General features: G+C 45.5%; 12 protein-coding genes and 1 pseudogene. 11 read left to right on the top strand and 2 right to left on the bottom strand.

Annotation, left to right across the window (positions count from 1 at the left end; all coding sequences use genetic code 11):
• Positions 1-2: 2 nt before the first annotated feature.
• From MHB62_RS20300 to dbpA, 6 genes and pseudogenes are all read left to right on the top strand, one after another.
• The gene (locus MHB62_RS20300; RefSeq protein WP_080265407.1) at positions 3-491 is read left to right on the top strand and encodes a DUF2716 domain-containing protein; all 489 of its coding nucleotides are present in this window, start codon (positions 3-5) and stop codon (positions 489-491) included.
• 26 nt (positions 492-517) lie between these two features.
• Complete coding sequence (locus MHB62_RS20295) at positions 518-814, top strand: YxiJ family protein (RefSeq protein WP_029318612.1); 297 nt, start codon at positions 518-520, stop codon at positions 812-814.
• Positions 815-829: 15 nt separating this feature from the next.
• Entirely contained in the window at positions 830-1,282 is a 453-nt protein-coding gene (locus MHB62_RS20290) for a hypothetical protein (RefSeq protein WP_029318613.1), read from the top strand.
• 17 nt (positions 1,283-1,299) lie between these two features.
• Positions 1,300-1,428: pseudogene (locus MHB62_RS20285) on the top strand (hypothetical protein); the annotation flags it as partial.
• A 351-nt stretch (positions 1,429-1,779) separates the two neighbouring features.
• Positions 1,780-2,928: a rhamnogalacturonan acetylesterase gene (locus MHB62_RS20280; RefSeq protein WP_032722744.1), complete on the top strand. Its 1,149-nt coding sequence runs from the start codon at positions 1,780-1,782 to the stop codon at positions 2,926-2,928.
• Between the two features lie 82 nt (positions 2,929-3,010).
• A complete protein-coding gene (dbpA, locus tag MHB62_RS20275) occupies positions 3,011-4,450 on the top strand; it encodes an ATP-dependent RNA helicase DbpA (RefSeq protein WP_032722743.1) in 1,440 nt (479 codons plus the stop codon).
• Between the two features lie 18 nt (positions 4,451-4,468).
• Here dbpA and MHB62_RS20270 read toward each other — a convergent pair whose 3' ends face one another.
• The gene (locus tag MHB62_RS20270) at positions 4,469-5,755 is read right to left on the bottom strand and encodes an MFS transporter (RefSeq protein WP_080287638.1); all 1,287 of its coding nucleotides are present in this window, start codon (positions 5,753-5,755) and stop codon (positions 4,469-4,471) included.
• 207 nt (positions 5,756-5,962) lie between these two features.
• Here MHB62_RS20270 and MHB62_RS20265 point away from each other — a divergent pair, with 207 nt between their 5' ends.
• From MHB62_RS20265 to bglS, 3 genes are all read left to right on the top strand, one after another.
• Complete coding sequence (locus tag MHB62_RS20265; RefSeq protein ID WP_032722741.1) at positions 5,963-6,643, top strand: hypothetical protein; 681 nt, start codon at positions 5,963-5,965, stop codon at positions 6,641-6,643.
• A gap of 94 nt (positions 6,644-6,737) precedes the next feature.
• The gene (licT, locus tag MHB62_RS20260) at positions 6,738-7,571 is read left to right on the top strand and encodes a transcriptional antiterminator LicT (RefSeq protein WP_003242598.1); all 834 of its coding nucleotides are present in this window, start codon (positions 6,738-6,740) and stop codon (positions 7,569-7,571) included.
• 296 nt (positions 7,572-7,867) lie between these two features.
• Positions 7,868-8,596 (top strand): beta-glucanase, encoded by a 729-nt coding sequence (gene bglS / locus MHB62_RS20255; protein WP_024571825.1) that lies wholly within the window; start codon positions 7,868-7,870, stop codon positions 8,594-8,596.
• Positions 8,597-8,753: 157 nt separating this feature from the next.
• Here bglS and citH read toward each other — a convergent pair whose 3' ends face one another.
• On the bottom strand, positions 8,754-10,034 hold the full coding sequence (gene citH, locus MHB62_RS20250; RefSeq protein ID WP_003227205.1) for a citrate transporter CitH: 1,281 nt from the start codon (positions 10,032-10,034) through the stop codon (positions 8,754-8,756).
• A 201-nt stretch (positions 10,035-10,235) separates the two neighbouring features.
• Between citH and MHB62_RS20245 the strand changes: the two genes are divergently transcribed.
• Together MHB62_RS20245 and MHB62_RS20240 are read left to right on the top strand one after the other, a co-directional pair.
• Positions 10,236-12,296, top strand: a complete 2,061-nt coding sequence (locus MHB62_RS20245; protein WP_032722738.1) for a catalase — start codon at positions 10,236-10,238, stop codon at positions 12,294-12,296.
• A 49-nt stretch (positions 12,297-12,345) separates the two neighbouring features.
• A complete protein-coding gene (locus MHB62_RS20240; protein WP_014478421.1) occupies positions 12,346-12,636 on the top strand; it encodes a hypothetical protein in 291 nt (96 codons plus the stop codon).
• The last annotated feature ends 86 nt before the right edge of the window (positions 12,637-12,722 follow it).

Genomic DNA, 12,722 nt, shown 5'->3' with positions numbered 1-12,722 from the left:
TTATGATGAATTGGCGCGCTTTAAGTCAGACAAAACAAGACCGCATCTGGTCAGAAGTGAACAAGATCATAAAATGGAAGCCCGGAAGCAGATGTCATCACATCATCCCGCCTGATCCATATCGAGTGTTTGATATCTCAAGCGCGATGAGCAGTAAAGCTGGTCATAATGATGTGAGCGGAGTGCTAAGTGATTTAGAGACTTCTATTTTAAAAGCATTTCAATTAGGTACTGGAAAGAACGATGTAATGTACGCACTAGATTGGCAGCATGACGGATATACCTTTAGTCCTCATCAGGCAATGCCTAAGGATGAATTTGGCGAATGGCCTGTTCCCGTATTTCCAAATGGAGACTATTATTTCTTTTTTCATCAGGACTTCTCCTGGGGACTTTTGGGAGACCCGTGGAAATTGACAATCACTGTGTTTGGTGAAGAGCTGTTGGAGGCGATAGATAATGATCCGCCTATCCTGTTTCAAGATAAATGAGTTTGTTGCGGAGGGAGAGGATCAACGTGCTTCAAAAGCTGAGAAAAAGACAGCGAGAGCTTGAAGAAAAGCAGTACCCTGATGAATTGTACGGCTTTGAAGCGGAAATCTATGAGTTTTTTATGCTTGTTGCTGGCAGTTTGGATTATGTGCTGGCGAATAAAAGGATACCCCGGCACCAGCGGCGTTTGTTGGAGAAAAGCTTTTTTGAGCTGTATCCTGACATACTTCCGGATATGATCAAAAACGATAAGGGTCTGTATCATCACATTCTCTTGTATGAACAAGTCAGACAAGAGATTTCCGTTGCGCTATCCAACTGATAAGGGGAAGATTTTATGGAAATAACCGCTATAAGCAGTATCGGCAATTTGGACATGATCGCTCTTAAGCCTTACCAAGTTGTTATGTCATGTGAGCTTGAAGATGCAGAGTCATTTTATCGTATTTGGCAAGGGCTTGACTATGAGCAAATCATGATACAAGTGATAACGACTGGTTCATTTATAGAAGACCTGTCCGAGTACTTTGAAGGTTATGCTTACAAGGTGACGAAGTTGGCGAAACGAGAATTCCATTTCCAATGCATATTACATGATGCAGACCGGGACATTGCAGGCTTTCTCTTTCTGTTAGCTTCTATAAATGACGATGTTTTTCTGATCACTGATCCTCAACCGGATAAAAGCTATTTTTCAGAAGGGAAGCTCCATTGTCTAACGGACTCAGGCGAAGGGATCATGTGGTTTGAATATGATGCTGTTGACATCTATATGGTTAGCGGTAACTAAAAATAGGAGGAATCCATTTGAATATCACACAATACGAAAAAGTGAAAAAACATCTTTCTGATGCGGATACAGGTCCATTTACATTCAACGAGTTTTCTTTCTATATGAAAGAAGATGATCGTTATATTCATATTCCTGTGTTTGAATTAAAACTATCTGCTCAAACCTGTGACATTCATTTGCGGTTTGAAGACATTAGTGCATCAAGGCTGGATGACCTTGAATCCATCGATGCGGTTGAGTTGGAGATTGAACCGACTGACGATCAATGGGAAAGACTCCGTTATTATGTGTATGACGAAGCAGATCAAATAAGCTTCTATTGCGGAGGTTGGGATGTGATCAAGTGTGACAAGAAGTCACACTGATTTTCCCCTTCTTGAGACTCTCCCCTCATTTTTATTCCTCAACGCCATTTTTTTCTCCCTTCAGCCATCATAAAGAAACAATCACCGAGTATGCATTAATGTATGCGTTTTCATAGAGGGGGAGTCTTGATGAAAAAATGGATGGCAACGGTTTTTGTGATGATGTTGATGTTGGGTTTTGACGGGATTGAGAGTGTGAAGGCAGTGGAGCCGAAGGTGTATCAGTTTGACTTTGGAAGCGGTTCGGTGGAGCCTGATTATATTGGTGTCAGGGCGTCTGATCGGTATGACCGATCAAAGGGCTACGGTTTTCAAACACCGGAGAATATGAAGGATGTGGCGGCATCCGGGACTGGTGTGAAGAGTGATGCGGTTCAGTTTTTAGCGTATGGGACGAAAAGCAATAACACGTTTAATGTGGATCTCCCGAACGGCCTTTATGAGGTGAAGGTGACGCTTGGCAATACGGCAAGGGCCAGTGTGGCAGCGGAGGGCGTGTTTCAGGTCATCAATATGACAGGGGATGGCGCGGAGGATACGTTCCAAATTCCCGTCACCGACGGGCAGCTGAATCTGCTGGTGACAGAGGGGAAAGCTGGCACCGCTTTTACGCTTAGCGCCTTGAAAATAAAGAAATTGTCTGATCAGCCGGTGACGAACCGAACCATTTATATCGGCGGCGACTCGACGGTGTGCAATTATTATCCGCTCAACAGCAGCAAGCAGGCGGGCTGGGGGCAGATGCTGCCTCACTATATCGATAAACACACCTTTCAAGTGAGAAACATGGCGTCTGGCGGGCAGATCGCGAGAGGGTTCAGAAATGATGGACAGCTTGAGGCGATCTTGAAGTACATCAAGCCGGGGGATTATTTTATGTTGCAGCTCGGCATTAATGACACAAATCCGAAGCATAATGAATCTGAAGCGGAATTTAAAGAGATGATGCGTGATATGATTCGTCAGGTGAAAGCGAAAGGAGCGGACGTCATCCTATCAACACCCCAGGGCCGGGCGACCGATTTTACTTCTGAGGGCATCCATTCGTCTGTAAACAGATGGTACAGGGCTACTATTTTAGCTTTGGCCGAAGAGGAAAAAACACACCTCATTGACTTAAATGTCCTCAGCTCGGCATACTTTACATCGATCGGTCCGGAAAAAACACTTGGGCTTTATATGGATGGAGATACGCTGCACCCGAACCGCACGGGGGCCGACGCACTGGCGCGATTGGCTGTTCAAGAGCTAAAACGCCAGGGAATCGATGGCTTTTAACACGTCATTTTTTCGACAAAACACATACGCCTTCGTCAATTAGAGTATAATGAGAACATCTGCAAGAGACAGGAGTTTATACATGAGTCATTTTAAAAACTATCAAATCAGTCATGACATTTTACGAGCACTGGAAGGACTAGGATATACAGAACCAACCAAGGTGCAGCAGAGCGTGATCCCCGCTGCCCTTGAACGAAAGGATCTTGTCGTCAAATCACAGACGGGAAGCGGGAAAACGGCTTCGTTCGGGATTCCTCTCTGTGAGCTGGCGGATTGGGATGAAAACAAGCCGCAGGCGCTTATTTTAACTCCAACCCGTGAGCTTGCGGTGCAAGTAAAGGAAGATATCACGAATATCGGACGATTTAAACGGATCAAAGCGACAGCCGTATTTGGAAAATCCTCCTTTGATAAACAAAAAGCTGAGCTTAAGCAAAAAAGCCACATTGTTGTCGGCACGCCGGGACGTGTTCTGGATCATATCGAAAAAGGCACGCTGCCGTTGGATCGTCTCTCTTATTTGGTCATTGATGAAGCGGATGAGATGCTGAATATGGGCTTCATTGAGCAGGTGGAGGCGATTATCAAGCATCTGCCGACTGAGCGTACGACGATGCTGTTTTCAGCGACGCTTCCGCAGGATATCGAGAAGCTGAGCCGTCAATATATGCAAAAACCGGAGCATATCGAAATCAAAGCGGCCGGGCTTACCACAAGAAATATTGAACATGCGGTGATTCAAGTAAGAGAAGAGAATAAATTTTCATTGCTGAAAGATGTGCTGATGACGGAGAATCCTGACAGCTGCATCATTTTCTGCCGAACGAAGGAGCACGTCAATCAGCTGACCGATGAATTGGATGACTTAGGATATCCATGCGATAAAATTCACGGCGGAATGATTCAGGAAGACCGATTCGACGTCATGAATGAATTTAAACGTGGCGAGTACCGTTACTTAGTGGCGACGGATGTCGCCGCGCGCGGGATTGATATTGAAAATATCTCCCTTGTCATCAACTATGATCTGCCGCTTGAAAAAGAAAGCTATGTCCACCGCACGGGCCGAACGGGACGCGCAGGGAACAAAGGGAAGGCCATTTCGTTTGTCACGGCCTTTGAAAAACGGTTTTTAGCCGACATTGAAGAATATATCGGATTTGAAATTCAAAAAATAGAAGCACCTTCTCAAGAGGAAGTAGCAAGGAAAAAACCTGAATTTCTAGCTAAAATGAATGACCGTCCGAAAAGCAAAAAAGACAAAAGCGAAGAGCTGAATAAAGACATTATGAAGCTGTATTTTAACGGCGGAAAGAAAAAGAAAATCAGAGCCGTTGATTTTGTAGGAACGATTGCCAAAATTGACGGTGTGTCAGCTGACGACATCGGCATCATTACGATCATGGATAACGCCTCATACGTTGAGATTTTAAATGGTAAAGGCCCTCATGTTCTCAAAGTGATGAAGAACACAACCGTCAAAGGGAAACAGCTGAAGGTGAATAAAGCGAATAAATGATGAATGACCTGCTCCCAGTTAAAGGGGCAGGTCATTTTGCTGCTGGCTGACATTGGCGCTGGTCTCCTCCGGAACAAAGGCAAGAATCACAATACCAATTACAAACAAAATGATCAGACTGAACACCGCAGTCGAGGATTTCCCGGTCAGCTGGGCGGTAACGGCAATGAGCAGCGGCCCCATAATTGAGGCGAATTTTCCGAAAATGTTGTAAAAACCGAAGAATTCATTAGCGTGGTGCTTTGGCACAAGCTTGGCGAAATAGGAACGGCTCAGGGCTTGAATACCGCCTTGCGAGGTGGCGACAAGCATAGCCAGTATCCAGAAATCAAGCGTTGTCTTCATAAAATAGGCATACACGCAAACGATCATATAAATGACGATCCCGACGTACAGCATGGTCTTCCCCGTGAAGCGTTCTGCCAGTTTTCCGTATATAATCGAAAACGGTGCAGCGACCACCTGAGTGACAAATAGGATGATCAGAAGGCTTGAGGAGCCGATCCCTAAATCTGATCCATAGGATGTCGACATCGTAATAATCGTGCCGACTCCGTCGATATAAAAGAAATAAGCGAGCAAGAAGAGGAAAAGTGCCCGGTATTGTCTGATCCGTTTCATCGTTTGGCCGAGCCGCTTAAAGCTGTTGATGACAATATGAGGTTCTTTTTTGATGTAATAGCGTTGATGGACATGTTTAATCATTGGGATGGTGAACAGCCCCCACCAGGCAGCCGTTATGAAGAAGGACAGCTGGCTTGCGGCCGATACAGACACTGGAATCGTCTCTGCTTGTGCGAGCAGGATGACAGCAATACTGATGATAAATGGAATCGTGCTTCCAATGTATCCTAAGCCAAAACCCCGTGCCGAGACGAGATTCATCCGCTTCTCAGGCGTAACGTCCACGAGAAAGGCATCATAAAACACATTGGCGCCGGAAAAACCGATAGCCGATATCGTATAAAACAGCAACAATAGCAGCCAATGTTCACTAGGGATAAAGGCGAGCATCGCGGTGCTGGCGACACCGGCTGACACAAAGAAACCGAAGAACTTTTTCTTGCACCCTTCATAGTCGGCGATTGTGCCTAAAATAGGGCCGAGCATCGCAAGAATAAACGTTGAAATCGCAATGGTATAGCCCAAATAGGCAGTCGATTGAGCGGCGCTGACACCGCTTTCCGCAGCAGCTGATTTATAAAATAACGGAAATACCGCGGTGGTCACGACAATTGAGTAAGCAGAATTTGCCCAGTCATATAATACCCAGCTGTTTTCTTGTTTCGTAAAACGTTTCATCATCAGAGCCCCCTCTCCGGTAACGATACTTCTATTGTACGAGAATTGGGCCTGAAAAGAATGGAATGCACGTCAATTTTTACAAAATATTTATGCTTTTGCGCTTCAAATCATACTTTTGATTTATTGCTGGGGTTAGGTGAATCTGGTACCATTTAACTATATTTTATGGTATTTTCCAGAAGGGATTCAGCAGAGAGGAGACAGAGCATGAGGCGAATAGGCTTGTGTATAAGCCTGCTGGTCACAGTTCTTGTGATGAGCGCATGCGAAAGTGAAGGTGAGGCTCAGATGTTCGCAGACTGTGATCAAAAGACAGTAAAACAAACCGAAGCCAAACCGATGAGCAGTAAGAAAAAGCAGGATTTCCAAGCCCTCGCAAGCGACAGGCAGCTGGCCATTGTGTTCAGTTCCATGATACAAGTGAGCGAAGCATTTGATTATGGAATCGGCAATCCAGAATACTTCGTGCGAAGCAGCATGACTGAAGAAGAAGCAGACATTGCGAAGGAGAATCTCGAATCGATTAAGCTTGAGAACAAATCGCTCAAAAAACAAAACAGCGAGGCGGTCGCCTTGCTTCAAAAAACGCGTAATCAAGACATGAGCCGCATCGAAATTCAGCAGCTGACAGAAAATAGAGCCGCTTTTTTTGAGACCGCAGACAATATGATCAAACTCATCGGCCAAGTCACACCGAAAAACGCGAAGAAGACAAGACAGCAGCTGGATCAGCTGAAAAAACAATATACACAATACAGCGCCGAAAGCGTCAAAATCATGAACAGCATTGTCAAAAAGCAGAAAGCTGACAAGGCATCATTTGAACGCCATCTGGAGGCGCTGCTTCAAAAACAGCCCGGGCAGCAGGTACGGAGTGAATTGTACTGATCAGCTTCCGTCTTTCCCTGATGATATTGACCTAGTACAAAAAGAATGTACAATCAAGATATAGTCTGTTCTTAGTTGATTGGAGGGACATGTCATGAAAATTGCGAAGGTGATCAACAATAATGTGATCAGCGTGGTCAATGAACAAGGGAAAGAATTGGTCGTCATGGGCAGGGGGCTCGCGTTTCAGAAAAAGTCCGGCGATGATGTCGATGAAGCCCGCATTGAGAAAGTGTTCACGCTCGATAACAAGGATGTATCAGAAAAGTTCAAAACCCTTTTGTATGATATACCGATCGAGTGTATGGAAGTATCCGAAGAGATTATCAGCTACGCAAAATTACAGCTCGGCAAAAAGCTCAACGACAGCATCTATGTGTCGCTGACCGACCATATTAACTTTGCCATCCAGCGCAACCAGAAAGGGCTTGATATCAAAAACGCCTTGCTGTGGGAAACAAAACGGCTGTACAAAGACGAATTTGCGATCGGCAAAGAAGCGTTGGTTATGGTAAAAAATAAGACTGGTGTGTCTCTGCCAGAGGATGAAGCAGGCTTTATTGCTCTGCATATTGTAAATGCCGAGCTGAACGAAGAGATGCCCAATATCATCAACATTACAAAAGTCATGCAAGAGATTTTGAGTATTGTAAAATACCATTTTAAGATTGAATTCAACGAAGAATCGCTTCACTATTATCGGTTCGTCACCCACTTAAAGTTTTTCGCGCAACGTCTATTTAACGGCACTCACATGGAAAGCCAGGACGATTTTTTGCTGGATACAGTGAAAGAAAAGTATCATCGCGCGTATGAATGCACGAAGAAAATCCAAACCTACATTGAGCGGGAGTATGAGCACAAGCTCACAAGTGACGAGCTGCTGTATTTAACCATTCACATAGAAAGGGTAGTTAAACAAGCATAATGAGAGCGCTGACATTTTTATTTTCGTGTGTTCGTTTTTTTCTTACATTTCCATATGATAATGTTAGGATTGTTACTGATAAAGCAGGCAAAACCTAAATTACAATGAGTGCGGATCATCTCTGTCTGTGCTGATGGTAATTTAGGTTTTTATTTTTTTCAGGGGGAAGATGAAGATAGTTACAGGATTCAAGTAAGTAAGATTCGGTATTATCATTATTTTGACCGATGTTCCCTTTTAAAAGAATCATGTAAGATCAACATAGAAAACGCTTTCAATGAAAGGGGAATGCCAATATGCCTTATCTGAAACGAGTGTTGCTGCTTCTTGTCACTGGATTGTTTATGAGTTTGTTTGCAGTCACTTCTACTGCCTCGGCTCAAACAGGTGGATCGTTTTTTGACCCTTTTAACGGCTATAACTCCGGTTTTTGGCAAAAAGCAGATGGTTATTCGAATGGAAATATGTTCAACTGCACGTGGCGGGCTAATAACGTATCAATGACGTCATTGGGTGAAATGCGTTTAGCGCTAACAAGCCCAGCTTATAACAAGTTTGACTGCGGGGAAAACCGTTCTGTTCAAACATATGGCTATGGACTTTATGAAGTCAGAATGAAACCAGCTAAAAACACAGGGATCGTTTCATCGTTCTTCACTTACACAGGTCCAACAGATGGAACTCCTTGGGATGAGATTGATATCGAATTTTTAGGAAAAGACACAACGAAGGTTCAATTTAACTATTATACAAATGGTGCAGGAAACCATGAGAAGATTGTTGATCTCGGGTTTGATGCAGCCAATGCCTATCATACGTATGCATTCGATTGGCAGCCAAACTCTATTAAATGGTATGTCGATGGGCAATTAAAACATACTGCAACAAACCAAATTCCGACAACACCTGGAAAGATCATGATGAACTTGTGGAACGGCACGGGTGTCGATGAATGGCTTGGCTCCTACAATGGTGTAAATCCGCTATACGCTCATTATGACTGGGTGCGCTATACAAAAAAATAATGCCAAATGTGAAAGAGCCTGCTGCAATATAGCAGGCTCTTATGATTGTAATGAGAAGTTGTTGGCGTGAATCTTCTATTCACTCATAATATCCTATTTGATCTTCTCCCCTCTGTAAATCACGTACTCACTCAATGCTACGATCAAGCTCATACATTTAGAAAGAAATAATCCCAATCAAAAGTGCGGCAATCGTCATCACAATCGTTGTTCCCACGGCCCATTTAATAGTGAATTTTTGATGGTCGCCAAAGCTGACGCCTGCCATTCCTACCAATAGATAGGTGGAAGGCACAAGTGGGCTGAGCAGATGCACAGGCTGCCCCAGCAAGGAGGCCCTTCCGATTTCAGCGGCGTCTATTCCGTAAGCGGAAGCGGCTTCGGCGATGATGGGAAGGACACCGAAGTAAAAGGCGTCATTCGACATGAAAAAGGTGAATGGCATGCTGACGATCGCAGTGATCAACGGCAGGTGCGGGCCCATGGCATCAGGGATGAGTGAAACGAGAGAATGCGCCATGGCATCGACCATTTTTGTGCCGGAGAGAATGCCTGTGAATATGCCCGCAGCAAACACCATTGAGACAACGTTTAACGCATTACCCGCATGCGCCGAGATTCGTTTCTGCTGCTCTTTGACATTTGGATAGTTGACCATCAAGGCGACGGCGAACGCAGTCATAAAAAGAACAGGGAGCGGCAGCAGGCTGGTGATCAGTGCGGCCATCAGAGCGACAGTCAGCAGCAGGTTAAACCATTGAAGAGCGGGGCGCTTGAGCGGTGCGGCCTCCGGATCGGAAGACGGTGCGTGATCAATCGAAATGACGCCGAGCCGCTTCCGCTCTTTCTTTCCGAGGATATAAGCAACGGCGATCACCCAGAGAATGCCGGCGATCATAGCGGGAATCAGGGGCGTGAAGACCTCTGACGTGTCCAATTTTAAGGAAGCCAAAACCCTCGCAGTCGGCCCGCCCCACGGGATAATATTCATAACCCCCGAACCGAGCATCGCTATTCCCGCTAACACCAAACGGTTCATGCCGAGCCGTTTGTAGAGAGGCAGCATCGCTGCAATGGTAATCATATAGGTTGTTGTCCCATCTCCGTCCAGCGAAATGGTCATGGTCAGAACCGCTGTGCCTACGGCGATTTTTAACGGATCTCCTTTGACAAACGATAAGATTTTGGCAATGAGAGGATCAAACAGGCCTGAGTCAATCATAATGCCGAAATACAGGATGGCGAATAACAGCATGATACCGGTAGGGGCGAGGTCTGTAACGCCCTGAATCATCATCTCGCCGAGATCTTTGCCAAATCCGCTGATCAGGGCGAACACAATAGGAACGACAATCAAGGCAATAAGAGCGGAAAGCCGGTTAGACATAATAAGGTACATAAAGACAATCATCATCACAAAACCGAGTATGGCAAGCATGATATGACCTCCCCTATTCAACAGCTTTTTTTGGTAAGCGCTTCCATCCTTTCTTTCTGTGAAGAAGGCTTATTTCAAATGTGTATGACCGCATATTTATATGTAGACCAAAAATCCTAATGAGCGGATTAGCAGTTTATATGAAGAACGCCACGGGTAAATGTGCTGTAGAATGTTTCGTTTTAAAAAGGGGGAGCAGACATGAGTGATGACCAAAACAAACGTGTAAATGAACACTCAAAGGACGAGCAGCTTGAGCAGTACAGGACCGATAACAGCGGGAAGAAAATGACGACAAATCAAGGCTTGCGAGTATCAGAGGATGAGCATTCGTTAAAAGCCGGGGTTCGCGGCCCGACGCTGATGGAGGATTTTCACTTTCGGGAGAAAATGACGCACTTTGACCATGAGAGGATTCCGGAGCGCGTTGTGCATGCACGCGGGTATGGCGTGCATGGCTTTTTTCAGGTTTACGAACCAATGACAGAATATACACGGGCCAAATTTCTTCAGGACCCTTCGGTGAAGACACCGGTATTTGTCCGTTTCTCTACGGTTGCGGGTTCTAAAGGCTCCGCAGACACGGTGCGGGATGCCAGAGGCTTTGCGACAAAATTTTATACTGAAGAAGGAAACTATGACCTTGTGGGAAATAACATTCCGGTGTTTTTCATTCAAGACGCAATCAAATTTCCGGATTTGGTTCATGCGTTTAAGCCTGAGCCACACAATGAAATGCCTCAGGCCGCGACTGCCCATGATACGTTTTGGGATTTTGTCGCCAATAACCCTGAGTCTGCCCACATGGTGATGTGGACGATGTCTGACAGAGGCATCCCCCGCAGCTACAGAATGATGGAGGGCTTCGGCGTGCACACGTTCCGTTTTGTCAATGAACAAGGAAAGGCACGTTTCGTGAAATTTCACTGGAAGCCGGTGCTCGGCGTGCATTCTCTCGTATGGGATGAAGCGCAGAAAATTGCAGGGAAAGATCCGGATTTCCATCGCCGTGACCTGTGGGAAACAATTGAAAACGGCGGCAAGGTTGAATACGAGCTTGGCGTGCAGATGATTGATGAGGAAGATGAATTCAAGTTTGATTTTGATATTCTTGATCCGACTAAGCTGTGGCCGGAAGAGCTTGTGCCGGTGAAGATCATTGGGAAAATGACGCTGAACCGCAACCAGGATAATGTGTTTGCGGAAACAGAACAAGTCGCATTTCACCCGGGAAATGTCGTGCCGGGCATCGACTTTACAAATGACCCGCTCCTGCAGGGACGGCTTTTCTCTTATACAGACACACAGCTCATCCGTCTTGGCGGTCCGAACTTCCATGAACTTCCGATTAACCGGCCGGTATGTCCATTCCATAACAATCAATACGACGGCTATCACCGGATGACGATCAATAAGGGACCTGTCGCTTATCATAAAAACTCACTGCAAAACAATGATCCGTCGCCTGCGACAGCTGAAGAAGGCGGCTACGTCCACTATCAGGAAAAAGTCGAGGGCAAAAAAATCCGACAGCGAAGCGACAGCTTCAACGATTATTACTCACAGGCGAAGCTTTTCTGGAACAGCATGTCTCCTGTGGAGAAACAGCATATCATTTCTGCTTTCTGCTTCGAGGTCGGGAAGGTCAAAAGCAAAGACGTACAGCGGCAGGTCGTTGATGTCTTCAGCAATGTCGATGCAGATTTAGCAGAAGAAATCGCCAAAGGAGTAGGCGTGGCGGCGCCCGCGAAGCGTAAAGCATCTAAAGAAATTCTTACTTCGCCTGCGTTAAGCCAAGCCCGTACAGTGAAAACCGCGTCAACAAGAAAAGTCGCTGTACTCGCCGGAAACGGATTTCATGAAAAAGAGCTGCAAACAGTGCTGGAAGCCTTAAAGCAAGAAGGAATCACAGTAGATATCATCAGTCAAAATCTGGGGTATATGACAAGCGGCAGCGGACAGCAGCTTGAGGCCAGCGGCACGTTCCTGACGGTTGATTCTGTTCTGTATGATGCCGTCTATGCCGCAGGAGGGCCGGGGTTAAAAGACAACAAACAAGCGATGGCGTTTATCAGAGAAGCTTACAATCACTACAAGGCGATCGGTGCGGCAAATGAAGGAATTGACCTTCTTCAATCCTCTGTCGGGACAACAGAGGGGCCAGGCATCGTAACGGCTAAAGATGAACCTGACTACACCGCTTTCAGCAAGGCATTTATCGATGCGGTTTCTGCTCATCGCCATTGGGATAGACGAATTTGATCGGCTCCTGTATCTTTAAGGAAGATACTTTTCATAAGGAGCATGACAAATGAACGAAAAACAGCTCGCTGAAGCTTACGAACGCGATGAAAATATGATGATTTTGGTGTTTGCCCAGTGGTGCGTGAACCATGATCTTGATCCGATGGAGCTGTACGCCAAAGCGTATCCGCAGCAAAAGCTGAATGAAAGCTTGAAAAAAACCATGGACGATCTGGTCGTGCCAAAACACGAAGCAGAGCACATTCCGGACCAGACTGTCATTGCGGTATTAGAAATGTTCGGAAATACAGATTTGGCACAGGCCGTTCATGAAGCGATTTCTGGGCGCAAACAGTAAAAAAAGAGACATCCTGTGTCTCTTTTTTTATTGGAAAAATCATGCTGTTAGACCTAGAAACTTCTTTCGATTTAATCAGTCTATAA

It is taken from the genome of Bacillus sp. FSL K6-0255, assembly GCF_045040725.1.
Taxonomy (GTDB): domain Bacteria; phylum Bacillota; class Bacilli; order Bacillales; family Bacillaceae; genus Bacillus; species Bacillus subtilis.
Note: the sequence above shows the minus strand (reverse complement) of the source record. Positions and strands in the feature narration are given on the sequence as shown.

What these genes read in the sequence shown, in the direction of transcription:
- MHB62_RS20240 (WP_014478421.1), top strand. Translation starts at nt 12,346, where the DNA reads ATGAACGAAAAACAGCTCGCTGAAGCTTACGAACGCGATGAAAATATG.
- MHB62_RS20280 (WP_032722744.1), top strand. Translation starts at nt 1,780, where the DNA reads ATGAAAAAATGGATGGCAACGGTTTTTGTGATGATGTTGATGTTGGGT.
- MHB62_RS20270 (WP_080287638.1), bottom strand. Translation starts at nt 5,755, where the DNA reads ATGATGAAACGTTTTACGAAACAAGAAAACAGCTGGGTATTATATGAC.
- MHB62_RS20300 (WP_080265407.1), top strand. Translation starts at nt 3, where the DNA reads ATGATGAATTGGCGCGCTTTAAGTCAGACAAAACAAGACCGCATCTGG.
- MHB62_RS20290 (WP_029318613.1), top strand. Translation starts at nt 830, where the DNA reads ATGGAAATAACCGCTATAAGCAGTATCGGCAATTTGGACATGATCGCT.
- citH (WP_003227205.1), bottom strand. Translation starts at nt 10,034, where the DNA reads ATGCTTGCCATACTCGGTTTTGTGATGATGATTGTCTTTATGTACCTT.
- MHB62_RS20265 (WP_032722741.1), top strand. Translation starts at nt 5,963, where the DNA reads ATGAGGCGAATAGGCTTGTGTATAAGCCTGCTGGTCACAGTTCTTGTG.
- bglS (WP_024571825.1), top strand. Translation starts at nt 7,868, where the DNA reads ATGCCTTATCTGAAACGAGTGTTGCTGCTTCTTGTCACTGGATTGTTT.
- dbpA (WP_032722743.1), top strand. Translation starts at nt 3,011, where the DNA reads ATGAGTCATTTTAAAAACTATCAAATCAGTCATGACATTTTACGAGCA.
- licT (WP_003242598.1), top strand. Translation starts at nt 6,738, where the DNA reads ATGAAAATTGCGAAGGTGATCAACAATAATGTGATCAGCGTGGTCAAT.
- MHB62_RS20245 (WP_032722738.1), top strand. Translation starts at nt 10,236, where the DNA reads ATGAGTGATGACCAAAACAAACGTGTAAATGAACACTCAAAGGACGAG.